Origin of the sequence: Pedobacter sp. UBA4863 (assembly GCF_002399615.1) — a bacterium.
Classification (GTDB): domain Bacteria; phylum Bacteroidota; class Bacteroidia; order Sphingobacteriales; family Sphingobacteriaceae; genus Pedobacter.
Genome location: NZ_DHDZ01000052.1, coordinates 24518 through 48372, shown reverse-complemented (window position 1 = coordinate 48372; position 23855 = coordinate 24518). Strand labels below are relative to the sequence as shown.

Sequence of the window (23855 nt, the reverse complement as noted above, 5' to 3'; positions counted from 1 at the left end):
ATTAACTTTAAAGCAAAGAGCGCAGTCGGCGACTTTTCCTCCATTTTGGTCGCTCAAAATGGAGTGCCTATGCCCGGCATGAGGGCAGGAAAGACTGTGCGCTGGCGTTGCATACTGATTATCAGAGCGTAACATCCAAAACTCACGTTAAGTTAAGCGTTGGCGGGGACGCCACCACTTGATTTTGCAGACGTTGGTGTCCTCGCCAACGGACTAAACATTCTTAACTTAATGATATTGCCTCATCTAAGAGAGAGGGGGGTTAAGGCGGAAGTTTCTTATTTCGATCCGTAAGTTACAATTGGGATAATCATCTCTTCCATAGAAATACCGCCATGCTGGAAAGTTTCGTTATAATAATTTACAAATTGGTTGTAGTTATTCTGGTAAACGAAATATTGGTCTTCCTTTGCAAAAATATAGTTAGAACTAATATTTACCTTAGGTAATTTTGCCTCGTGTGGGTTTTTAATCAAGAAAACTTCTTTTGGGTTAAAATTTAAGTTTTTACCCTGTTTGTAACGCAAGTTGGTGTTGGTGCTTCGGTCGCCAATTACCTTGCTAGGCGTTTTTACCCTAATGGTACCATGGTCTGTAGTAATTACCAGCTTTACTTTCTTTTGAGCCAGTTTTTTTATTAAATCTAATAACGGAGAATGCTCAAACCACGATAAAGTTAAAGAACGGTAAGCGGCATCGTCGTTTGCTAGCTCTCTAATCATTTGCATATCTGTTCTGGCATGCGAGAGCATATCAACAAAGTTGAATACAATGGCGTTAAAATCATTATACATTAAATTGTTTACCTGCTCTACTAAATCTTTACCTTGGTCGAAGGTTAGGATTTTGTGGTAACTAAACTTACAGTCTTTTCTTAGGCTACGTTTAATCTGTTCGTCTAAAAATGTTTCTTCGTGTAGGTTTTTTCCGCCCTCGTCATCATCATTTTGCCATAGGGCAGGGAAACGTTTTTCCATATCTAAAGGCGTAAGGCCCGAAAAAATGGCATTTCTGGCATATTGCGTTGCTGTTGGTAAAATACTCGAATAAGTGTCTTCTTCCTCTAAGCGGAAATGTTCAGAAATTAAAGGGTTAATAACTTTCCATTGGTCGTACCTTAAATTATCAATTAAAATAAAAAATACCGGAGTAGTGCTGTTAATCAAGGGAAAGATTTTCTTCTTCAATAAATCGTGCGAAAAAAGCGGCGCATCGGCACTGCCATTAATCCAATCTATGTAATGGTTTTCTACAAATTTAGAGTACTGCATATTTGCTTCCGCTTTTTGCATGGTTAAAATCTCGTGCATTTGCGGGTCGTCCAATTTCTCTAGTTCCAGCTCCCAAAAAATTAACTTCTTGTAAACCTCTACCCACTCGTTATAAGTCAGTTTATCATTTAGGGTCATGCCAATGTTCCTAAAATCTTGTTGGTATGCCGATGAGGTTTTTTCGCCTACCAAACGTTTATTGTCTATCAATTTTTTGATGGTTAATAAAACCTGTTTCGGATTTACAGGCTTAATCAAGTAATCGTCTATCTTAGAGCCAATGGCATCTTCCATCAGGTTTTCTTCCTCACTTTTGGTAATGAGCACCACGGGCACGTCAGCACGTATGTTCTTAATGGCCGCTAGCGTTTCTAAACCTGTTAAGCCTGGCATATTTTCATCCAAAAACACCAAGTCAAAATGCGTTTTTCCAAAAGCCTCTAAAGCATCGTTGCCATTGGTAAAAGTACTCACGGCGTAGCCTTTTTCGTTCAATAATAAAATATGAGGTTTTAGTAAGTCAATTTCATCATCAGCCCATAATATATTAGTTTCCTGCATTTTATTTCCTTTTAGTGTAAATTAATAGCTTAAAAAGCGCTTGCCTTTTCTACTGTCGATAAAATTAGCAATTTTTGTACCGCAATAAGTACAGTTGGCAGTTTTTAGTTTGCGGTTGGCAACGTTGCAACATTTTAACCTTTCGGCGTTCCAACAAAATTAAAGAATGAACAAGAAGAAAATTATTAACGACCCTGTTTATGGGTTCATTACTATACCTACAGCACTCGTTTTTGACCTGATATCCCATCCGTATTTTCAGCGATTAAGGTACATTAAACAATTGGCAATGACGCATGTGGTCTATCCGGGGGCTTTAAACACCAGATTTCATCATGCTTTGGGCGCAATGCACCTAATGAACTTGGCACTAGAAGTGTTAAAAGGGAAGGGCCACAACATATCTCCAGAAGAAGAAGAGGCGGCAACTATTGCTATTTTGCTACATGATATTGGTCATGGCCCATTCTCTCATGCTTTAGAGCACACGCTAGTGCGGGGCATAAAACACGAAGACATTTCTTTGTTGATGATGAATAAACTGAATGAAGAGTTTGGCGGCCAGTTAACTACGGCAATTAACATCTTTAAAGGGAAATATCCTCGAAAATTCTTTTGCCAGCTTATTTCGGGGCAAGTAGATTTAGACCGTATGGACTACCTAAATCGCGATAGCTTTTATACTGGCGTAAGCGAGGGCGTAATTAGTTTCGATCGTATCATTAAAATGTTTAACCTCGTAAACGATCAGCTGGTAGTAGAAGAAAAAGGCATTTACTCTGTAGAGAAGTTTTTAATTGCCAGAAGACTGATGTACTGGCAGGTTTATTTGCACAAAACCGTGATAGCGGGAGAGCAGCTTTTGGTAAAAGTATTAGAGCGAGCAAAAGAACTGGCCGCAAAAGGAGCAGATTTATTTGCAACGCCGGCCTTACAGCATTTCTTAAAGAACGATATTAACGCAGTTAATTTTTTCGAAGAAGAGCTACATCTTCAGCAGTTCTCTAAATTAGACGATCAAGATATTTACGCCTCGATAAAAGTTTGGGCAGATAATGAAGACCCTATTTTGTCTAAATTGTGCAAAATGTTAAATGCCCGCAAACTTTATAAGGTAGAAATTAGCAATGAAGCACCAGCCCCAGAAAGACTGGCACTTTTGGCTTCAAAAACTTATAAGGCCTTAGGCATTGCAAAAGAAGACTTGCCTTATTTTGTGTTTACAGACACCATTACCAACCGTGCCTACAATGCCGAAAGCAGCAATATTAATATTTTAATGAAAAATGGCACATTATTAGATATAGCTAAAGCATCAGATTTGTCTAATTTAGAATCGCTGGATAAGACTGTTAAGAAGCACATATTGTGCTACTTAAGAGATATTTAGCTTTTTTTAACAAAATAATGATACAAATTTCTCGTTAATTCGTCTTATCGATACTAAGGTTTGATAATTTGTTCATATCAATTTAACATTTAACTTTGTAAAATGCAATTTACTGCCAAGCAGATAGGCGAATTTTTAAACGGAACTATAGAAGGCGACGAGAACGCTCAAGTGAGTACGCTTTCTAAGATAGAGGATGGGAAGCTTGGCTCTCTTTGCTTTTTATCTAACCCCAAATACGAGAGCTTTCTTTACAAGACAGAAGCGTCTGTAGTTATTGTTGCCAAAGACTTTATACCCACCCAGCCCGTGAAGAGCACTTTGGTAAAAGTACAAGACCCTTACAGCGCCTTTTCGGTGTTGTTAGAAAAATATAACGAGGTAGCAAACATGAGCAGGGAAGAAGTAGGCATACACAATTCTTCTTATGTTCATCCTTCGGCTAAAATAGGACAAAATGTATATGTTGGCCCTTTTTGCTGTATTGAAGAAAATGTAGTGGTGGGCGACAATGCCAAAATATATGCACAAACTTATGTAGGTGCCGGCAGTAACATTGGAAAAGACTGCGTGTTTTTTCCCGGGGTAAAGCTTTATAGGCATACATCTGTTGGAGACCGGGTAATTATCCATTCTAACACGGTAATAGGCAGCGATGGATTTGGCTTTGCACCACAAAAAGACGGATCGTACAATAAAATTGCTCAAATAGGCAACGTTATAATAGAAGACGATGTAGAAATAGGGGCCAATACAAGTATAGATAGGGCAACCATGGGCGCTACGTTCATTCGTAAGGGTGCCAAACTAGACAATTTGATACAAATTGCACACAATGTAGAAGTAGGCGCACATTCTGTGGTTGCCGCTCAAACAGGCATTTCGGGCAGCACTAAGCTGGGAGAAAATTCTGTAATTGGTGGGCAGGTAGGAATAGCCGGGCACCTTAACCTTGGAAAAAGAACCCAGGTAGGCGCACAGGCGGGAATAAATTTCGATACTGAAGATAATAAACAATGGCACGGAAGTCCGGCCCAGCCCCTAAAGGAATGGATGCGCTCTACCGTGATCTTTAAAAAGTTGCCAGAAGTTGATAAAAGGGTAAGGGAGCTAGAAGCCAAAATAACAGCACTTACCGCTGTGATAGAGAAAATGACAACAACACAAACACCATAATGAACGTTAAGCAAAGAACTATAAAAAGTGAGATTTCAGTTCAGGGAGTTGGCTTACATACAGGAGCCAATGTTACCTTAACTTTTTGTCCGGCGCCAGAAAATCATGGTTTTAAATTTCAAAGGATTGATTTGCCCGGAGAGCCAATTATTGATGCCGACTGTGATAATGTTACCGATACCGCAAGAGGAACAACTATTTCACAAAATGGCGCAAGCGTAAGCACCGTAGAGCATGTAATGGCTTCATTGGTAGGGATGGATTTGGACAACGTGCTAATAAAAGTTGACGGCCCAGAAACGCCAATTATGGACGGCAGCTCCATCAAATTTATTGAAGTGTTAGAAGAAGTGGGTGCTGCTTTGCAAAATGCAGATAGAGAATACTTTACTATTCCGCACAACATTACATACACCGAGCCAGAGAGAAGTGTAGAAATTGTTGCCATGCCGTTAGACGACTATCGTTTTACTTGTATGATCGACTATAACTCTCCTGTTTTAGGAAGTCAGCATGCGGGCATTACAACCATTAGCGAGTTTAAAAAAGAAATAGCCTCATGTAGAACCTTTTGTTTTTTACACGAACTGGAATATCAATTACAGCATAACTTAATTAAAGGTGGCGATTTAAACAACGCCATTGTAATTGTAGATAAAGAAGTAACCAAAGCAGAGCTTCAGCACTTAGCGAAAATATTTAACCGCGAAGAAATTGATGTTGCGCCACAAGGGATTTTAAATAATATGGAGTTGCGCTACCAAAATGAGCCAGCCCGTCATAAACTGTTAGACATGATTGGCGATTTAGCTTTGGTAGGCGTACATTTAAAAGGCCATATTATGGCTGCCAGACCCGGACATGCCGCCAATGTTGCTTTTGCTAAAAAAATTAAAGCCGCCATTAAAAAAGAAAAAGGTAAGAAAAAGATCAACACTTACGATGTAAATGCGAAACCACTTTACGACGTGGTAGATATCATGAATATTTTGCCGCACAGGCAGCCTTTTTTGTTTGTAGATAAGGTGCTAGAACTTACCAAAACTCACGTAGTGGGCGTTAAAAACGTAACCATGAACGAAGAGTTCTTTAAAGGCCATTTCCCTAGTGCTCCCGTATTTCCGGGTGTAATACAAATAGAGGCTATGGCACAAACCGGAGGTATTTTAGTGCTAAGCACCGTTGCAGATCCAGAAAATTATTTAACCTACTTCTTAAAAATAGACAATGTGCGCTTTAGGTCGCAAGTGCTGCCTGGAGATACCATTGTTTTTAGGTGTGATTTGATGGAACCAATTAGGCGAGGTATAGCGCAAATGAAGGGAATAGGCATGGTTGGAGAAAAAATAGTTGTAGAGGCAGAAATGATGGCCCAAATTGTAAAAGTAAAAGATAGCGAAACCGCAAAATGATACAACCCTTAGCATATATCCATCCGCAGGCAAAAATTGCCGACAATGTAGTAGTAGAACCATTTGCGGTAATACATAAAGACGTAGAGATTGGAGAAGGAACTTGGATTGGATCCAATGTTGTCATCATGGACGGCGCTCGTATCGGTAAAAACTGTCGTATTTTTCCAGGGTCGGTAATTTCTGGCGTGCCGCAAGATTTAAAATTTGCAGGCGAAATAACTACTGCAGAGATCGGCGACAATACCACTATCCGCGAATGCGTAACCATTAACAGGGGTACTAAAGATAAATGGAAAACCGTAGTAGGGAGCAACTGCTTAATACAGGCATACTCTCACATTGCTCACGACTGCCAAGTGGGCAACTATTGTATATTTTCTAATAGCACTACCTTGGCGGGACACATTACCATTGGCGACCACGTGGTTTTAGCCGGATTGGTTGCTATTCATCAGTTTGTAAAAGTAGGCTCACACGCCTTTGTAACTGGTGGCTCTTTGGTGCGTAAAGACGTGCCTCCTTATGTAAAAGCAGCAAGAGAGCCACTTTCGTATGTGGGCATTAACTCTGTCGGATTACGCCGTAGAGGTTTTTCTTCAGAGCAAATTAACGAGATACAGGAAATCTATCGCGTACTTTTTGTGAAAAACAACAACGTAACCAAAGCACTTGATATGATTGAGGCAGATTTCCAACCTACAGAAATTAGGGACGAAATAGTGGACTTTATCCGCAACTCTAACAGGGGTGTAATGAGAGGTTTTGGTTCGGGAAGTTAAGCGATATGCAAATTGTTCTTGAGCATTTAGGAAGACGGTTTAATAAAGAGTGGATTTTTAGAAATATCGATTTTACTTTTTCTCAAGGGCAGCGATATGCAATTTTGGGTCCAAATGGTTCTGGAAAATCAACCTTGTTAAGTGTGCTCTTGGGCAATTTAACACCTTCAGAGGGTAAAATTAACTACTTCAATGGAAAAGAGATTCTTCCAGAAAATATTTTTAAGTACATCAGCCTTGCTGCGCCGTATTTAGATTTGGTAGAAGAATTTACACTACAAGAAACCATAGATTTTCATTTCAAATTTAAAGCCTACCAAGCTGGTTTTGATAGCGCTGCAGTACTAGATTTATTAGCGTTAAGCAAAGCCGAAGATAAGCCCTTAAAATATTTCTCCTCGGGCATGAAACAAAGAACTAAGCTGGCCTTGGCTTTTTGTGCCGATACTCCCATTTTAGTTTTAGACGAACCCACTTCAAATTTAGATGCACAAGGAACCGATTGGTACCTTGGTTTAATAGAGAAATTTACGCAAGATAGGTTGGTTTTGGTAGGCTCTAACCAAGCTTATGAATACGGATTTTGCCAGCAACAATTGAATATTCTTAACTATAAAAAGTAAAATTTATAGTATAAATAGGTCAAAATACAGTCTTAAAGCCATTTAAAGCACGTTTAAAAAATATTTTAAAATTACTATTGTGTAATTAAAAAATAGTCTATACCTTTGCGCCACGAAACAGGGACGAAATATTAACGTTTCTCTTTCAAAGAAAATGCCGGGTGCATTTGATATAAAATAGCAATACAAGTACCAATGTTTAAGGTTATACCCAGAACAAAGGATACATATAAAGAGTAAAATAAATTTTCATAGTTTAGTTTTAGGTTTAGGTTGATTGTAGCTTCGGAGTGGTTCCCGAAGCTATCTTTTTTTATGCTAAATTTTAAAAATTGTTTTACCTTGCAGCTTTAAAAAAATAATAAGCACTAAAGTATAATAATAGCAATGGCAAAAGCATCAGAAATAAAGACAGGCAATATTCTTAGGGTTAATAATGAGCTGGTTACTGTTGATGAATGGAATCACCGCACACCAGGTAAGGGCGGCGCTTTTTACACTGGAAAATTTCGTAACATTAAAACCGGCAGACTGGTAGAGGCCCGTATGAATACCGATGAAGCGGTGGAGATTTGTCGCGTAGAAACAAATGACTACCAATATTTGTACGAAGAAGGCGATTCTTTGGTGGTAATGGACAACAACAGCTACGAGCAGTTTAACGTTGCAAAGTCGTTGTTTGGCAATGCAATTAAATTTTTGAAAGAGGGCATGAACGTAATTGTTTCTGTAGAAAGCGATGAGCCTATTATGGCGCAGTTGCCCAACTTTGCCGAATTTGAAATTACTTACTCTGAGCCAGCGGTAAAAGGCGACACTTCTACCAATGCCCTAAAAGCGGCAACGCTAGAGAACGGCGTGGAGGTTAAAGTTCCTTTGTTTGTAAACCAAGGCGATAAAATTAAAGTAGATACCCGTACAGGCGAGTATGTAGAACGTGTAAAATAACATGGAGATTTAAAGGTTAATAGGCTTTAGGGTTTATTTTCGATTTAAACTTTATAATATTGATGGCTTTGGATAGATTTCTAAAGCCATTTTTTATACCTTGTTTTTTATTTCATCATTGGTAGAAATGGCAAACAAATCAACAATTAGAAAGCAGGCTTTACAACAAAGAACAGCCTTGTCTGATGACGAGTTCTTAGCGTTAAACCAATTGCTTTTGGCACAATTTAAAACGCTCGACTTTTCGGAAATTAAAGCGGTACACGTTTTTTTGCCCATTGCTAAGAAACGGGAGCCAGATACCTTTTTAATGCTAGATTGGTTGCAGGCAAACCATCCTAACATTAGCATTGTGGTTTCTCGTGCCAATTTTGAAGACCATTCTATGAGCCATCATCCTTTTAGTAAAGAAGATTTAAAAGAGAATTTTTACCATATTCCAGAGCCGCAAACCACACAGCTATTTACCGGAAAAATTGACATGGTTTTAGTGCCTTTGTTGGCTTTCGATAGCAAGGGATATAGAGTAGGTTATGGCAAGGGTTTTTACGATCGGTTTTTAGCTGAAATAACTGCAAAAAAAGTTGGCATTTCGCTTTTTGAAACTAACAATGAAGACATTTCGGATGTACATAAAGACGATATTAGGTTAGATTTGTGCATTACACCCCATAGAATTATAAAATTTAAAATATAATATCGATACTTGATACTCAAATTTCGATACTGGACAATGGAAAAGGATTTTAGAATTACTAGCGCTAAGCAATACGAAGATACCATGATTGCGATGTTTGAATTGCAAGAGCAAGAGGAGCCTTTAACCGCAAAGCAACTTGCCGATATTGAAATTATGGCCAAGGCTGCCCAACGTTACGAAGATGAGGAGCTGTAGCTTACCTTCTTTTCATAAAATCGCTCACTAAATAAGCAATTGTTTTTCCGATGGTTTCATCTTTTCGCCCATCATTTAGTGTATGCGCACCTTCGCAAATATGTAAATAGGTAAAGTGATGCGGTAGCCAAAGCAAGAGCTGCCTTATTTCGTTTAAGCCAAATCCGCTTGGGGTGGCTGCACTTGATAAGGTATGGGATATGCTGTCTAAATCAATTTCTAAGCCTAGCGGGCTTTTCGCGTCTTTTAAGCGTGTTTTGGTCTCGGTAAAGATATCTTTGTCGGCTTTCAGTAAATCGTCGAAATAAAGGGCTTTAATGACGCTGTTTTTAGAGATAACATTTAACTGGGCCTCGCTCACGTAGTTCTGTTGTAGGCCTAAAATTTGGTATTCATCCAAAAAACCATCTCTAATGGCAGTGCTAAAGCCATTGCCGCTGTGCCTGCCTTCTTCGGGATTGCGCAAATCGGTATGTGCATCAATATTGAGCACATTAATTTTTCCCTTTAGTGCTAAAGCGGCTCCTTTAATAATGGGATAGCAGTTGTTATGGCCACCACCAATTACAACAGGAATTTTTCCTGCGGTTACAATAGTTTGAATAATGGGGTAAACCAGCTCGTCAATTTCGGCTACGCCTTTTCTAAGTTCGGCAACATCGGTAGCGTTGTTTTCGGGAATTTCAAATGCTCCTAAAACCAACAGGTCTTCTCCCTTTAAGAAATGATTTTGCTGTAGATTAAGCAATGCTTTTAAAGCGGGTTTCCAAGCTGTATGCGCTCCGCCTACGCCATAATTTGCCCTTACGCCTATATCTTCTGGAATGCCCAAAAGCACAAATTTTGCCGCAGATTGTTGTAGGCTTTCAGCAGTGATGGTTTCTTCAGCAGTAAATTGGCTATAATAGGTTACTTTTTCGCCAAGCTTAGTTTCGCCATCGCGTAGGTTAACCATGCTTAAAATATCGCTTTGCGAAAAAACGTTGAAATTAGCCATGATATACCTCTCCGTTTAAAATTACGGTTTCAATCTGGCTTTGGCCAAAACTGTAGGGCAAATACGCTAGGGATGTCATTGGGCGGGTAATGAACAAATTTGCCTTTTTGCCACGGGCAATGCTACCCACTTCGTTACTTAATTCCATTGCTGCGGCGCCGTTAAGCGTGGCTGCGTTAATGCTCTGTTCGGGCATCATTTTTAGTTTAATACAGCCTAGGGAAACCACAAAATTCATGTTTCCAGAAGGGGTAGAGCCCGGATTATAATCGCTGGCTAAGGCCACAATGGCGTTGCTATTGATTAAACCTTTGGCGTTGGCAAAGGGAATGTTGATGTAAAACGAGCAAGAAGGCAGCAAGGTGGCAATGGTGTGGCTTTCGCTAAAGGCTTGCAGCACATTTTCATCGGTTTCTTCTAAATGATCTACAGATACAGCATGGTGGGCTACGCCCAATTCTACCGCTCCAGAACTAGAAAGCTGATTGGCATGTATTTTTGGTTTTAAGCCATATTTCGCCGCTGCGGTTAAAATTTGTACTGTTTCTTCGTTAGAGAAGAAGCCCTTTTCGCAAAAAACATCAATGTAATCTGCTAAGTTTTCTTCGGCCACTTTGGGCAAGAGCTCATTAATAATTAAATTGATATAGGCCTGGTGGTTGTTTTTATATGCTGCTGGGTAAGCATGGGCAGCTAACAAACTTGCTTTAATCGGTATAGGAAAAGCGGCTTTTAAACGCTTGATTACCCTTAACATTTTTAGCTCACTTTCTACCGTTAGCCCGTAACCACTTTTAATTTCTATGGCTCCGGTGCCATGCTTAATCATGTCTTTTAAACGGATGCTGGCACTTTCGAAAAGTTCGTCTTCTGTGGCTTTTTGTAGTTTATTTGCCGAGTTTAAAATGCCACCACCAGCGGCTGCAATTTCTTCGTAAGTTTTGCCTGCAATTTTTAATGCAAACTCTTCTTCCCGCGGTGCTGCAAAAACAATATGCGTATGGCTATCGCACCAAGATGGGAAAACAAAGCGACCTTCGGCGTTTAAGGTTTGGTGTTTGGTGTTTGGTGTTTGGAGATTGTCCATCGAGCCAAAATCCTTAATTAATCCATTTTCTATTAACAGCCATGCATTTTCTAAAAAAGGAAGCTCGCTTAATTCGCTACCGCGAAGAAAAAGCTTTTCTTTTGGATGAACGCCTACAAGGGCTTTGATGTTGGTAATTAGCATATTTGGTTAATTGTTTAAGGCCCAGATTAGCGCTTTCTCTTTAGTTGCTCTAAAAATAGTGGTGTGTTTTTCTTTAGGCTCGTCGCTATATGTGTATACCAAGTTAGGTTGTGCTTCAGTTTTTAAAATATCTGCTAGTTGTTTGGTGTAAACAGAAATATCGGCAGCACTAGAGCCAGCAAACCATAATATTTTTGGTGTATTAAGTTTAGTCAAGTTTGTTTTTGCAGTACTCACTAAAGAATGATTGTTCCACCATAACGAGGGGTCGAAAGCAATATAGTAATCGAACATTTCTGGGTTTAAAAAGAAAGTTTCCATTACAAATAAGCCGGATAATGATTCGCCTAAAATCCCTCTCTTTTCGGTGGTGCGATAACGCTTGTCAATTTCTGGGATCAACTCATCGTTAATAAAATTTCTAAATTTTTCTGAACCACCAACAATTGGTGCTATTTCCTTGTCTTTTGCTACAGTGGTAGGTCCCGATAAATCTCTGCGACGTTGGGTGTTTTCTATGCCAACCAAAATAAATGGTGGTATTTTCTTCAGTTTAATTAGCTCGGCAAAAGTATTTGCGATGTGTGGGAAATCTTCAGCAATGCCTCCATCTGCCATGTACATTACAGGTAGCGAATCTTTTCCGTTGGCGTAATTTTCTGGTGTCCAAACGTTAATTGTTCTGCTCTCGCCAAGCTGTTTTGCCGTAATGGAAAAAGTATCGTGAGCAGGAATAGGGTCTTCAATTTGAGCAGCATTACTACAACTTGTAATGAATACAATTACGGTTAATAAGGGCAGAAGAAAGTATTTCATGATGTTTAGTTTAATTCCAATAAAATAGGGCAATGGTCGCTATGCAAAGCATCAGGTAAGATACGTACATTTTTTAACCTGTTTTCCATTTCTCGGGTGGTTAAATGATAATCTATACGCCAGCCCAAATTCTTGCCTCTTGCTCCGGCACGATAGCTCCACCACGTATAATGATGCGGGTCTTGGTTAAAGTGACGGAACGAATCGATAAATCCGTTATTGATGAACAACTCCATCCACTCGCGTTCTTCTGGTAAAAAACCTGATGAATTGGCATTAGATTTTGGATTGTGAATATCAATCGCTTTATGGCAAATATTATAATCGCCAGAGATGATCAGGTTTGGATAGTTTTTTCTTAGTTCTCCAATGTAGCCATCAAAGAATTTCATAAACTCATATTTTTTCGTTTGCCTTTCGTCGCCGCTAGAGCCCGATGGCAGGTAAACGCTCATCAAAGAGAAATCATCAAAATCGGCTCTTAAAATCCTGCCCTCGGCGTCAATCCATTGCTCGCCACAGCCATATTCTACGTGATTTGGCTTTATCTTGGTAAAAATAGCCACGCCGCTATACCCTTTTTTCTCTGCCGGAAACCAATAATGATGATAGCCTAAATGTTCAATTAGTGCTAAAATATCAGGAATTTGCTCTTTTAAAGCTTTTACTTCTTGCAGGCAAACCATGTGGGCATCTGTAGCCTGTAGCCAGGTAAATAAACCTTTGGTTGCTGCGGCACGAATGCCGTTTACGTTATATGATATGATTTTCATGTATATATTTTCCGTTTTTCAATAACTCCTTCTCCAATTTTTTGGCTGCTCGCTTTTTGAGTATCGTAACCGTCATTTTTATATCTTCTTTAGGTCGGTTCGCAATACCGGTTTCTAGGTTGGCAATATTATCTACCATGTCTAAACCTTTAACAATTTCGCCGTAAACGGTGTAATTTCTATCTAAATGTGGGGTGCCGCCAATGGTTTTATAAACTTCGCGTTGGTGGGCAGGAATTTTATGTTTTAAACGACGTTCTTCTAGTAGGTCTAGCTGCTCGTTGGTAAAAACCTTGCCTTGCACTAGATAAAACTGACTGCCACTTGAAGCTTTCTCTGGGTTAATACTGTCGCCTTCTCTAGCAGCGGCCAACACCCCTTTTTTATGGAATAAACTATCATTAAATTCTGCTGCCACGGTATATTTTGGGCCGCCGTTGCCTAGTGTAGTTTCGGGGGTGGCATTTTTAGATTCTGGATCTCCGCCCTGTATCATGAAATCCTTAATCACCCTGTGGAAAATAGTACCGTTGTAATAACCTTCTTTGGCTAATTTTAAAAAGTTATCCCGGTGCAAGGGCGTTTCGTTATAAAGCCTAACAATACATTCGCCTTTGGAGGTACTTATTTTAACATACTGATATTTAGGTTTAGCAGCATACGCAAAACTAAAGCAGCATAAAAAGTAAATTAGGAGCAGTTTTTTCATGATTGGAATGAATTTGTGCTAAGTTATTTAAAAATTATAACGAGTCATACAATTAGCCACAGTTACACGGATTTAATTGAAGCGTAATTTCTTTATTTGTGAATGAAGCCAAATCTGCACAGATGAGGCGAAAAATGTCTGCTTAAAGTTGAATTATTGTGAATGGGTTTAGAAGCTGTTTAAAAATGATATTAATATTTTACAGGTTGGGTTTGGTGGTGACACCAAACTATAGCTATGGGCTGTAGGCGGGTGGTGACACCCGCCTAGGTATTTATTCTTATTGAAATTTAAACAGTTTCTAGGTGCAAAAAATAATGCTTACTTTAGTAACTCATGAAGCTATATATTAAAAATATGGTATGCGATAGGTGTAAAATGGCGGTAGCAACGGCCTTCGAAAAGTTAGATTTACATCCTTTAAGCGTGGTTTTGGGAGAGGTAGAGCTGCCTGGCGAAAACCTTTCGGAAGAAAAGCACCATGCACTTAAAAACACCTTGGAAAACTTAGGTTTTGAATTGTTAGAAGACAAAAAGAAAACCTTGGTGGCGCAAATTAAAGCGGCTATTATTGAACTAGCGCACTATACAAAAGAGCCATTAAAGGTTAACTTATCCATATTTTTAAGCAATAAACTGGGCATAGACTATGCCTCATTGAGTGGTGTTTTTTCGGCAGAAGAAAACAATACCATTGAACGCTATTATATTCAACAAAAAATAGAGAAGGCAAAAGAATTACTGAGTTATGGCGAATTGACCTTGAGCGAAATTGCTTTTCAGTTAAATTACAGCAGTGTAGCGCATTTGTCGGCACAGTTTAAAAAAGAAACGGGTTTAACGCCAAGCCAGTTTAAGCAAGATTTAAAAAGGAAGACTTTAGATAGCATGTAATTTGCTTTCTTAACATACATCAACTTTTTGCCCGATTAACTGTTTTACCTTTGTGTTCAGATTAATTAAACAACTAAAAGTAAACAGATGAAAAAATTATTCTTATTCTTATTAGCAACAGGCTTAAGCGTAGCCACATTTGCACAAACGAAATGGTCAACAGATCCTATGCACTCGTTTGTGAATTTCGCCGTTAAACATTCTGGAATATCTTTTGTAGATGGCTCATTCAAAAAATTTAATGGGGAGTTTACAGCTGCTAAAGCCGATTTGACAGATGCCAACATCAGTTTTACGGTTGATGTAGCGAGTATTAACACCAGCGTTGATATGCGTGACAACCACCTAAAGAGCGCTGATTTTTTTGATGCAGCAAAATACCCTACCATGACTTTCGAAAGCACATCGTTAAAAAAATCGAAAGGAAACACTTATGTTTTAAAAGGAAATTTAACGATTAAAGACGTTACCAAGCCGGTTACATTTGCGGTGGTTTACGGAGGTACTGTAAAAGATCAACAGGGCAACAACAAGATGGGATTTTTAGCAACTACTACCATCAATCGTTTAGATTATAATGTTAGCTACGACCCTACAGGTGCTGGTATTGCAAAAAATGTAAACATTACGTTGAACCTGCAATTTGCCCAAGCGAAGTAATTTGCTTTCGCCACAGCTACACAGAAAAGCCATTTTAGAAACATTTCAGAGATTACGCTGTGCATCTGTGGCTAATAAATGTAAACAATGAAAACCCTAAATCAATTCAAGAACTTTACGGCTAATTTACCCGAGAATGGTGAGAGCGATATTATGCCAGCGCTTTTTATGGGCCATGGTTCGCCAATGAACGGCATTGAAGTCAATGAATTTAGCGCAGGTTGGGCAAATATGGCCAAGTCTATGCCCTTTCCAACTGCGGTTTTGGTGGTTTCTGCACATTGGTTTACTCGTGGCACTAAAATTACGGCAATGGATTTTCCGCCTACTGTTCACGACTTTGGCGGTTTTCCTCAAGCTTTGTTTGAGGTGCAATATCCTGCACCGGGAAATCCTGCATTAGCCAAAGAAACAGCGAGCTTAATTACAGCCACGGCAGTAGAATTAAACCACGATTGGGGTTTAGACCACGGTGCTTGGACGGTAATTAGGCACATGTACCCCAATGCTGATATTCCGGTTTTGCAATTGAGTATAGATTATACCAAAGGTGCGCAATACCATTACAATTTGGCGAAGGAAATAGCCGCTTTGCGTAAAAAAGGAGTTTTAATTTTAGGTAGCGGCAATATGGTGCACAACCTGCGAATGGTAAGTTGGGAAATGATTAATGGGGGGGGGTACGATTGGGCTATGGAGGCGAACGATAAGTTTAAGACCGCAATTTTGAACAAGGACCACCAAGCGCTTATTAATTTTGAACAAATGGGCAGCGAAGTGCGATTAGCTATACCAACACCAGAACATTATTTGCCCTTAATGTACACTTTGGGCTTGCAAAGTGATAAAGAACAGGCATTGTTGTTTAATGATAAGGCCGTTGGAGGTTCATTAACCATGACCTCGGTTAAGGTGGCGTAACGTGTTTCTGAGGCGAGCGATAAATTATTTAGCCCTTTGATAAGAAAACGTTATTTTTCTTCTTTTACCATTAATTTCTCCTTCAATCCAAGCTAGAAGCCGGTCTTTTCCGGTGTTTTGATAGCTGATTTGCTGCGGGAAATCGTGCTGGTTGTTTTCGAAATTAAAAGTGTTGCCCGTAGAAGAAACTAATTTAAAATCGGTTTTGCCTTCGTTTCCCTTTTCATATCCGGTAACACAGAAATACCAATCGCCGCTAATTTTCTTTAGCACTACAGTTTCTGTTAATACACTATCTCCAGCGGGATTAAATTTATAAGATGTACTGGTTAAACTATCCTTGTGCTTTTTCCAACGTTCTATAATTTGGCCAGTTTTCGTCTTTATCTCCCAATTTCCTGCTAAAAAATAGAAGGTTTTGAGCGTAGGTTCTTGGGCTAAAATGTAAAATGAAATGTTAATGAGTGCTAGGGTTAAGGATAGCTTTTTCATGTAATTTTATTTAAATGGTTGGTTTTTTATGCGCTAATGTTATGCGCTGGTTATATATAATCACTTTGTAGAGGCCCTAATTCTGCTTAACGAAACCTGTGTAATGCCTAAATAAGAAGCAATATAACCAAGTTGTACCCGCTGTAAAATAGTAGGCGAATGTTTTACTAAATCTTGATAGCGTTCGGTTGCCGTTTTAAACTGTAAATCCATAAAACGCTGTTCGGTAAGTAACAATTCTTGTTCGGCAAATTTCCTGCCCCAGTTGGCAAGGTGTATGTTTTGGAAAAATAAATGCTGTAAATCATTTACCGAAATTCGATAGAGGATGCTGTCTTCTAAAACTTCGATACTCTCATACCCGGGTTGATTTTTAAAAAAACTCAAAAAGGAAAGGATCACATCGCCCTCTTCTCCAAACCAAATGGTCGTTTCGCCTTTATCGGTTGCTCTAAAAGCTCTTGCAATTCCCTTTTCAATAAAATAAACATACCGCTCTATCTTTTGCGCATTAATTACAATTGTTCCCTTTTGGGCTTCAACGCTTTCAAATCGTGAAATGAACAAATCTTTTTCTGCCTGTGGCAAAGAAAAAATTTCATCTATTTTAGTGGAGATAAGGATCAATTGCTAAAGTTTTATAACACAATTTAATTTTTTTTCTGCGAATACTGTAACCTAATTTTTTTTGCTGTTGTCATAATTCACAGAACACGGTTCGCAACAATTGAATGTTTAACAAAAAATAATAAAACCATGAGTGGAGAATTAGTAGCCATCGTAATGTTTGTTGGCGCATTTGCCTTAGTTTTTGGCATCAGGTATCTTTCAAATAAAGAAAAAATGGCCATGATAGAAAGAGGGATTGACCCCGGCGCTCAAAAATCAACACCTAAACCTTTTTTAAGCTTAAAATTTGGCTTGTTGATGATGGGCTTAGGCTTAGGCTTAATTATTGCATTATTTACCACTAGAGCAGTATTTAGCGCCAACATGACTAATGCCGAGGAAGGGCAGGCCGTTGCTGTATATTTTGGCAGCGTTTTTATCTTCGGCGGCCTAGGTTTAATCGTTTCGTACTTAATCGAAAAAAAATGGCTTGATCAACAGCCTTAGGCAGCAAACTTGCCTTAAACAATTTCGACGAAGAAGAGACGAGGAGAAATCTAGCTACATTAATTGTACTTTTTGCTAGATCTCTCCTCGTTCCTCGTTTGAGCTTCCTTATTTCTTTTTTCGTTTAACCGCTTTTAAAAACTGAATGAGCACAGCTTCATCGTTTTTCAACGCTTTCTTCTCGTCTTTTTCTGTTAGCGCAATTTTCTTTAAATAAGGTTGTAAATTACCGGTTTCAAAAGCCTCTAATAGCATTGGATAAACATAGGCACTTTTACAAACTGCCCTAGTATTACCAAGTTTAGCCGCCACGCAGTCTAATGCTGCAACTACTAATTTTTTAGCAGAAACTTCCGGATTTTCATTAGCACAAACAGCCAACTGACGCATCGCTTCTAAAGTTCCGCCCCAAGTTCTAAAGTCCTTTGCCGTAAAATCATCTTTGGTAATTTCTTTTATGTATTGGTTAATCATACCAGAATCTACAGCCTTGCGTTTGTTATCTGCTGTATAGAACTGAAACAAATCTTGTCCGGGAATATCTTTACATCTTTTAACCAATTTAATTAGTTTTTTATCTGTAAGTCGCATCTCTTGCCTAATTCCTTTTTTACCCACAAAACACAAAAAAGTTCCGTTGGGTTTTTGTTTAACGTGTTTGTCTTTTAGGGTACTTAAACCATAGCTGTTGTAGTTTTTCTCGTAGGCGGCGTTGCCAATTCTGATGAGGGTTTCTTGCAATACTTTAACACAAATAGCCAGCACCTTTCGCTCGTCAAAGTTTCTGCGCTTTAAATCTTTTTCTACCTGTTTACGTGCTTTGGGTAAAGCCTTTCCAAATTCTAATAACCGGAAATATTTATGGTCTGAACGCCTGTTTACCCAATCTGGGTGATAGCGATACTGTTTTCTGCCCGCCACGTCGGTACCAATGGCTTGTAAATAGCCGTTCTTTTTCGGAGAAATCCACACATTTGTCCATGCTGGTGGCAACACCAACTTTTTGATACGCTCTAGGGCAATTTTATCTGTAATGCGGTGGCCCTTGTCATCTTCATAATTAAAATTTCCGGCCACACCTTTACGGTATATCCCTCCTTTATGTGGACTAACAAAAACTAAATGACTATCGTTAATGATATCATCGGTGCTTACCATAATTTCTATTTATGGCAACAACAAAAAGGGAGTGTAAATAGTTTGCTTGCTTCAGTGAACTTCTTCTAAGCTATTGTGGTTTCGGCAATATGGCTACTGTTAACCGGCTTACACAATTCATTTTGCCTTTATCGGTGTATAGTTTTATTTCCCATAGGTGTGTTTTGCCGCCTATGTGCAGTGGTTTGCAAACGCCTTTTACAAAGCCTGCGCTCACCGGTCTAATGTGGTTGGCATTAACTTCTAAACCTACCGCAATGTGTTTCGTAGGGTCAATACACATATAAGAGGCAATGCTACCTAGGGTTTCGGCCAGTACTACCGAAGCGCCACCATGTAAAATTCCGGCAGGTTGGTGTGTGCGTTCATCTACGGGCATGGTAGCTACGAGGTAATCTTCGCCAATTTCGGTAAATGCTATGCCCAGTAAAGCTCCAATATGGTTTTTAGGGCGATTGTTAAGCATTTCGGGCGTAAATTTTTTAAACCAAATCATATTTTAAATTAAAAAGTTAACCCCTCAATCCCCTAAAGGGGACTACAAACAAGGCGGTTAAATAAGGGTCAATAAATATTTTTTATATATTTCCCTTTAGGAGTTAGGGATTTAAATATCGTTCTACTATCACATTTTTGTGATGTATTACGTGACCAGCCAAAATATAAACCAAAGCTCTTACTGATATTGGATTATCATTTGCAATTCCGGTGCGGTCTAGCTCTTGTTCATTGAGCGAGTTAAGTAAAAACAGGTTAGCTTTTCTCATCCAAGCAAACTCTTCGGCCAAACTTTGTATGTTCCTCTCTGCAAAGCGTGCAGCGCTTACATATTCATTTTCGTCAAATCCGGGCAACTTACTTTTATCATTACGGGCAAAACACAATAGCCTATAGATCATGATGCGTTCTGTGTCAATAATATGACCTAAAAGTTCTTTAATGGTCCATTTGCCGGGCGCATAGGCGTAATCGGCTTTGTCCGAAATACCGTTGATAAACGCGGTGAATTCTTCAGCCTGTTTTTCTAGAACAACTAATACATCGCCCTCTACTAAGTCGATATAGCCTTTATACCACGTTGGGTATTCCTGTATTTGTGGTGGGTTCATATGTTATACTGCTTTTTAAAATAATCCTGAAGGTAGTTCCTTTGCCTATTTCCGAATCTTTCACGAAAATTTGACCACGATGGTAGTTCTCTACAATTCTTTTGGTTAAAGTTAACCCTAAGCCCCAACCTCTTTTTCGTGTGGTGTAACCTGGTTGAAAAATAGTGTCGAATTTAGAACGAGGAATTCCTTTTCCGGTATCAGTGATGTCAATTAATACTTCTTCTTTCGCTAAGTTCTCGATGATATTTATGGTAATTGTGCCATCGTTATCTATGGCATTTACTGCATTTTTGAGCAAGTTTTCTATTACCCAGTCAAACAACGGAGCCGACAGCATTGCCCTTACTTGCTTGTCTCCGGTAAGCACAAAGTTGATTTTATCTGAGGTGCGCACCTTGAAATATTGTACAAAACCGTTAATTATCGCATGTACTACATGGTCTTCTAATATGGGCTTAGATCCTATTTTAGAGAAACGATCGGCAATGATTTCTAAGCGCTGAATATCGTTCTCCATTTCGGCTACCAAGGGGTCTTCTTCTGCATCAAATCGGGTCTTAATGAGCTCTACCCAAGCCATTAACGACGATATGGGCGTGCCTAATTGATGGGCAGTTTCTTTGGCCATGCCCACAAATTCTTGATCTCTTTCTGCTCTCCTTGCAGCACTAAAACCAACATAGGCAATAATAAGAAACAAGGCAATAACGCCCAATTGAATGTAAGGGAAAAGCCTCAACTGGGTTAGAATGCTCGAATCTTTATAATAGGCTATTAACTCTTCGTCGTTAATTCCTTTCATTTTAGCAGGCTGATGTTGTTCTTTCATCTTACTCAGCTGTCGGGCAAAATAAAGAGAATCGTACTGCTTGGTTTTATTGTCTGGATAAAGTGTTTTGGTCGTATCTAAACCATCCCACAGGTAAATAGAACCATCTGTTTTAGTGATGATTACATCCATTTTATTGTTCTTCTTGATGGTTTCAAAAACTTCCGATAATTGTTCGTTATCGTACATTTTCATTCGCTGTTCGGCCACTTTAACCCATAGTAAAAACTGTGTTGCCTCTTCTCTTTCCATCTTTTTTACAAAAAAATCGGAATAAAAAACAGAAGCAGCTCCAATTAAGGCGGCAAACATTAACAAGAATAATTTCCAACGCTTTTTTTTCTGATACGGATTCATGCAGAGCCAAAATACAATATCAGAACGACAAAACCACAAAACCATTATGCTTTTCTAAAAGCCTAATCAATCATTTTTTTAAGCAGAATAGCTTCATCACCTATCAAAACAATATAAAAATAGATGAAAAACATATCTTTGCAAAAGCAAAGGGCAAAAGGCATAGGGGCTTTTAAAGCATTAAAACTCTATGCCCTCTGCTTAAAGCCCTCTGCTCAAAGCCCATGAACAAAGAAGTTAGAGTTAGATTTGCACCAAGCCCAACCGGCGGTTTGCATTTAGGAGGCGTTAGAACTGCCCTTTTCAATTATTTATTTGCAAAAAAACACCACGGTAAATTCATTTTAAGAGTAGAAGATACCGATCAAACACGTTTTGTTGAAGGTGCAGAACAATATATTGTAGATTGTTTAGAATGGTGTGGTATTTCTCCCGATGAAAGTCCGCAAAAACCGGGCGCTTTTGGCCCATACCGTCAAAGCGAACGCAAACCTAGCTATAGGCAATATGCCGAGCAGTTGGTGGCTAGTGGCTATGCTTATTACGCTTTTGATACGCCAGAAGAGTTAACAGCTAAAAGAGCAGCAGAACCTAATTTTTTGTACGGACAAAAAAGCCGTATGCAAATGCGCAACTCGCTTACTTTAACGCAAAGCGAAGTAAGTGAATTATTGGCACAAAATGCGCCACATGTAATTCGTATAAAAATGCCTGCTGATGAGCAGGTAACTTTTGCCGATATGATTAGAGGTGTGGTAAGTTTTGATACCAACTTGGTGGATGATAAAGTTTTGCTAAAAGCAGATGGTATGCCAACTTACCATTTGGCAGTAGTGGTTGACGATAAGGCGATGGAAATTTCGCACATTTTTAGAGGCGAAGAGTGGTTGCCATCTGCACCTATACATATTTTACTTTGGAAATATTTAGGCTGGGCAAACGAAATGCCTGCTTGGGCACACTTACCGTTAATTTTAAAACCAGATGGTAACGGCAAACTAAGCAAACGCGATGGCGATAGGTTAGGTTTCCCAGTTTACGCCATGAACTGGACCGACCCTAAAACCGGTGATTTAACCAAAGGATTTAAAGAATTGGGCTTTATGCCCGAAGCCTTTATTAACCTGTTGGCCTTATTGGGGTGGAACGATGGGACCGATAAAGAAATCTTCTCGTTAGAAGAATTAAAAGCTAGTTTTTCTGTCGAAAGAATAAGCAAAGCCGGTGCAAAATTCGATTTCGAAAAAGCAAAATGGTTTAATCACGAGTGGATTAAGCAGTTGCCGGTTGGCAGGTTAAAGTTGGCGGTTAGCAGTTTGTTAAAGCAAAACGGTATGGAGGCTAATGAGGAAAAATTAGCGGAAATTATTGAGCTGGTAAAAGACAGATGTACTTTGTTGCCCGATTTTGTGGCACAAACCGCTTACTTTTTTACTGCGCCAACCGAGTTTGACTCTGCTGCCGTAAAACCAAAATGGAATACAGATAAGGCAATTTTCTTTGAAGAATTTGCAAATACTTTAGCTATTGAATTAACTGCTTTAGAATTAGAAGCTAGCTTTAAGGCCTTGGCAGAAAATAAAGGTTTAAAACCCGGAGAAGTGATGCTGCCGTTGCGTATCATGCTGGTGGGCGGCAAATTTGGCCCTGGCGTATTTGATATTGTGAAATTGTTAGGAAAAGAAGAAACCCAAAATAGGATAGCTAAAGGTATTGCCGAATTTAATTCCTAAATTGGAGTAAGAAATTAAACATCTTATACTATGCAATGGTTCGGTAAAGGTAGCAACAACATGGAAGACGGTCGCGGTGGCGGCGGTGGTAAAGTAGCTTTAGGCGGTGGTATTGGTATCATCATCGTTATTATTGGCTTGTTTTTGGGTAAAGACCTCACGGGTTTAGTAAATCAACTGCCCATTACATCCGAACAAACGGAAGTAAAAAAGGGAAGTTCAGCAAATGACGATCCACAAAAGAAATTTGTTTCTGGTGTTTTAGAGTCTACAGAAATAGTTTGGGATGAACAGTTTAACCAAATGGGGTTTCAATACCAGCAGCCAAAACTAAGGTTATTTACAGGCGGCGTTCAAACGGCCTGTGGGGGCGCCTCTTCTGCCGTGGGGCCGTTCTATTGCCCTGCCGATAGCAAAGTTTACATAGACCTTTCTTTCTTTGAAGAACTAAAAAACCGTTTTGGTGCCGCAGGCGATTTTGCCCAAGCTTATGTAATTGCACACGAAGTAGGGCATCACGTACAAAACCTATTGGGCGCATCAGAAAAAGTACAGCGGGCTCGCCGTCAGCTCAGCGAAACGGAGTATAACAAGCTGTCGGTAATGTTAGAGCTACAGGCCGATTTTTATGCAGGCTTGTGGGCCCACCATGCACAAAACTTAAAAGATTTTAGGCTCGATGCCGGAGACCTGGAAGAAGCCTTAACGGCAGCCAACGCCATTGGCGACGATAAATTACAGAAACAAGCCACAGGCCAAGTTGTGCCAGATTCGTTTACCCACGGCACTTCTGCCCAACGCATGTACTGGTTTAAAAAAGGATTTGAAACCGGTGATATTAAACAGGGCGATACCTTCAAATCCGATTTATTGTAAAAAACTTTTACATCGACAACAAAAGCACAAGGTTTAATCGGACTTACATCTAGCCATTTTTCCTTTAAAGAATATTTTAAAAGATCGAGGAAAAATCGATAAATCGCTTTTATATGCCAAGCA

At 39.3% G+C, this 23855-nt stretch carries 26 protein-coding genes; 14 read left to right on the top strand and 12 right to left on the bottom strand.

Annotated elements, in window-relative coordinates; translation table 11 throughout:
* Nucleotides 1–278: 278 nt before the first annotated feature.
* The gene (locus tag B3I52_RS13905; RefSeq protein ID WP_293302287.1) at nucleotides 279–1832 is read right to left on the bottom strand and encodes a bifunctional response regulator/alkaline phosphatase family protein; all 1554 of its coding nucleotides are present in this window, start codon (nucleotides 1830–1832) and stop codon (nucleotides 279–281) included.
* A gap of 166 nt (nucleotides 1833–1998) precedes the next feature.
* Between B3I52_RS13905 and B3I52_RS13900 the strand changes: the two genes are divergently transcribed.
* From B3I52_RS13900 to B3I52_RS13865, 8 genes are all read left to right on the top strand, one after another.
* Nucleotides 1999–3222 (top strand): HD domain-containing protein, encoded by a 1224-nt coding sequence (locus B3I52_RS13900; protein WP_293302285.1) that lies wholly within the window; start codon nucleotides 1999–2001, stop codon nucleotides 3220–3222.
* Nucleotides 3223–3324: 102 nt separating this feature from the next.
* The gene (gene lpxD, locus B3I52_RS13895; RefSeq protein WP_293302283.1) at nucleotides 3325–4398 is read left to right on the top strand and encodes a UDP-3-O-(3-hydroxymyristoyl)glucosamine N-acyltransferase; all 1074 of its coding nucleotides are present in this window, start codon (nucleotides 3325–3327) and stop codon (nucleotides 4396–4398) included.
* A complete protein-coding gene (locus B3I52_RS13890; protein ID WP_293302281.1) occupies nucleotides 4398–5810 on the top strand; it encodes a bifunctional UDP-3-O-[3-hydroxymyristoyl] N-acetylglucosamine deacetylase/3-hydroxyacyl-ACP dehydratase in 1413 nt (470 codons plus the stop codon). Before lpxD ends, B3I52_RS13890 begins: the two co-directional genes overlap by 1 nt.
* On the top strand, nucleotides 5807–6592 hold the full coding sequence (gene lpxA, locus B3I52_RS13885; protein ID WP_293302278.1) for an acyl-ACP--UDP-N-acetylglucosamine O-acyltransferase: 786 nt from the start codon (nucleotides 5807–5809) through the stop codon (nucleotides 6590–6592). Before B3I52_RS13890 ends, lpxA begins: the two co-directional genes overlap by 4 nt.
* A gap of 5 nt (nucleotides 6593–6597) precedes the next feature.
* Nucleotides 6598–7215, top strand: coding sequence for an ABC transporter ATP-binding protein (locus tag B3I52_RS13880; RefSeq protein ID WP_293302276.1), 618 nt, complete (start codon nucleotides 6598–6600; stop codon nucleotides 7213–7215).
* A 387-nt stretch (nucleotides 7216–7602) separates the two neighbouring features.
* On the top strand, nucleotides 7603–8163 hold the full coding sequence (gene efp / locus B3I52_RS13875; protein ID WP_293302273.1) for an elongation factor P: 561 nt from the start codon (nucleotides 7603–7605) through the stop codon (nucleotides 8161–8163).
* Nucleotides 8164–8290: 127 nt separating this feature from the next.
* Entirely contained in the window at nucleotides 8291–8860 is a 570-nt protein-coding gene (locus tag B3I52_RS13870; RefSeq protein ID WP_293302270.1) for a 5-formyltetrahydrofolate cyclo-ligase, read from the top strand.
* Nucleotides 8861–8896: 36 nt separating this feature from the next.
* A complete protein-coding gene (locus B3I52_RS13865) occupies nucleotides 8897–9058 on the top strand; it encodes a hypothetical protein (protein ID WP_293302268.1) in 162 nt (53 codons plus the stop codon).
* Between the two features lies 1 nt (nucleotide 9059).
* Here B3I52_RS13865 and B3I52_RS13860 read toward each other — a convergent pair whose 3' ends face one another.
* Genes B3I52_RS13860 through B3I52_RS13840 form a run of 5 tightly spaced genes read right to left on the bottom strand, consistent with a single transcriptional unit; the run spans nucleotide 9060 to nucleotide 13584 of the window.
* The gene (locus B3I52_RS13860) at nucleotides 9060–10055 is read right to left on the bottom strand and encodes a formimidoylglutamase (protein ID WP_293302265.1); all 996 of its coding nucleotides are present in this window, start codon (nucleotides 10053–10055) and stop codon (nucleotides 9060–9062) included.
* A complete protein-coding gene (gene hutI / locus B3I52_RS13855; protein ID WP_293302263.1) occupies nucleotides 10048–11286 on the bottom strand; it encodes an imidazolonepropionase in 1239 nt (412 codons plus the stop codon). Before hutI ends, B3I52_RS13860 begins: the two co-directional genes overlap by 8 nt.
* Before the next feature lie 6 nt (nucleotides 11287–11292).
* Nucleotides 11293–12102, bottom strand: a complete 810-nt coding sequence (locus B3I52_RS13850; RefSeq protein WP_293302261.1) for an alpha/beta hydrolase — start codon at nucleotides 12100–12102, stop codon at nucleotides 11293–11295.
* 5 nt (nucleotides 12103–12107) lie between these two features.
* Nucleotides 12108–12875, bottom strand: coding sequence for an exodeoxyribonuclease III (locus tag B3I52_RS13845; RefSeq protein ID WP_293302259.1), 768 nt, complete (start codon nucleotides 12873–12875; stop codon nucleotides 12108–12110).
* Complete coding sequence (locus B3I52_RS13840) at nucleotides 12856–13584, bottom strand: peptidylprolyl isomerase (protein WP_293302257.1); 729 nt, start codon at nucleotides 13582–13584, stop codon at nucleotides 12856–12858. Before B3I52_RS13840 ends, B3I52_RS13845 begins: the two co-directional genes overlap by 20 nt.
* Nucleotides 13585–13920: 336 nt before the next feature.
* Here B3I52_RS13840 and B3I52_RS13835 point away from each other — a divergent pair, with 336 nt between their 5' ends.
* The 3 genes from B3I52_RS13835 (at nucleotide 13921) to ygiD (ending at nucleotide 16059) form a co-directional block, all read left to right on the top strand.
* Nucleotides 13921–14478 (top strand): helix-turn-helix domain-containing protein, encoded by a 558-nt coding sequence (locus tag B3I52_RS13835; protein ID WP_293302255.1) that lies wholly within the window; start codon nucleotides 13921–13923, stop codon nucleotides 14476–14478.
* Nucleotides 14479–14565: 87 nt separating this feature from the next.
* Nucleotides 14566–15138: a YceI family protein gene (locus tag B3I52_RS13830; RefSeq protein WP_293302252.1), complete on the top strand. Its 573-nt coding sequence runs from the start codon at nucleotides 14566–14568 to the stop codon at nucleotides 15136–15138.
* An 87-nt stretch (nucleotides 15139–15225) separates the two neighbouring features.
* Nucleotides 15226–16059, top strand: a complete 834-nt coding sequence (ygiD, locus tag B3I52_RS13825) for a 4,5-DOPA dioxygenase extradiol (protein ID WP_293302250.1) — start codon at nucleotides 15226–15228, stop codon at nucleotides 16057–16059.
* A gap of 24 nt (nucleotides 16060–16083) precedes the next feature.
* Here the strand turns inward: ygiD and B3I52_RS13820 are convergent, their stop codons facing one another.
* Complete coding sequence (locus B3I52_RS13820; protein ID WP_293302248.1) at nucleotides 16084–16551, bottom strand: DUF6265 family protein; 468 nt, start codon at nucleotides 16549–16551, stop codon at nucleotides 16084–16086.
* A 60-nt stretch (nucleotides 16552–16611) separates the two neighbouring features.
* Complete coding sequence (locus tag B3I52_RS13815) at nucleotides 16612–17178, bottom strand: Crp/Fnr family transcriptional regulator (protein WP_293302245.1); 567 nt, start codon at nucleotides 17176–17178, stop codon at nucleotides 16612–16614.
* Nucleotides 17179–17307: 129 nt separating this feature from the next.
* On the opposite strand from B3I52_RS13815, the gene B3I52_RS13810 reads away from it, so the two are divergent.
* Nucleotides 17308–17667: a DUF6249 domain-containing protein gene (locus tag B3I52_RS13810; protein WP_293302242.1), complete on the top strand. Its 360-nt coding sequence runs from the start codon at nucleotides 17308–17310 to the stop codon at nucleotides 17665–17667.
* A gap of 108 nt (nucleotides 17668–17775) precedes the next feature.
* Here the strand turns inward: B3I52_RS13810 and B3I52_RS13805 are convergent, their stop codons facing one another.
* The 4 genes from B3I52_RS13805 to B3I52_RS13790 form a co-directional block, all read right to left on the bottom strand.
* Nucleotides 17776–18825: a DNA topoisomerase IB gene (locus B3I52_RS13805; RefSeq protein WP_293302239.1), complete on the bottom strand. Its 1050-nt coding sequence runs from the start codon at nucleotides 18823–18825 to the stop codon at nucleotides 17776–17778.
* Between the two features lie 70 nt (nucleotides 18826–18895).
* On the bottom strand, nucleotides 18896–19321 hold the full coding sequence (locus tag B3I52_RS13800; RefSeq protein WP_293302236.1) for a hotdog fold thioesterase: 426 nt from the start codon (nucleotides 19319–19321) through the stop codon (nucleotides 18896–18898).
* Between the two features lie 103 nt (nucleotides 19322–19424).
* Nucleotides 19425–19934, bottom strand: coding sequence for a DinB family protein (locus tag B3I52_RS13795; protein ID WP_293302233.1), 510 nt, complete (start codon nucleotides 19932–19934; stop codon nucleotides 19425–19427).
* The gene (locus B3I52_RS13790; protein WP_293302290.1) at nucleotides 19894–21123 is read right to left on the bottom strand and encodes a sensor histidine kinase; all 1230 of its coding nucleotides are present in this window, start codon (nucleotides 21121–21123) and stop codon (nucleotides 19894–19896) included. Before B3I52_RS13790 ends, B3I52_RS13795 begins: the two co-directional genes overlap by 41 nt.
* Nucleotides 21124–21347: 224 nt before the next feature.
* On the opposite strand from B3I52_RS13790, the gene gltX reads away from it, so the two are divergent.
* Nucleotides 21348–22856 (top strand): glutamate--tRNA ligase, encoded by a 1509-nt coding sequence (gene gltX, locus B3I52_RS13785; protein WP_293302230.1) that lies wholly within the window; start codon nucleotides 21348–21350, stop codon nucleotides 22854–22856.
* 30 nt (nucleotides 22857–22886) lie between these two features.
* Nucleotides 22887–23732 carry a KPN_02809 family neutral zinc metallopeptidase gene (gene ypfJ / locus B3I52_RS13780; RefSeq protein ID WP_293302227.1) on the top strand — a complete coding sequence of 282 codons (846 nt, stop codon included), beginning with the start codon at nucleotides 22887–22889 and terminating at the stop codon, nucleotides 23730–23732.
* The last annotated feature ends 123 nt before the right edge of the window (nucleotides 23733–23855 follow it).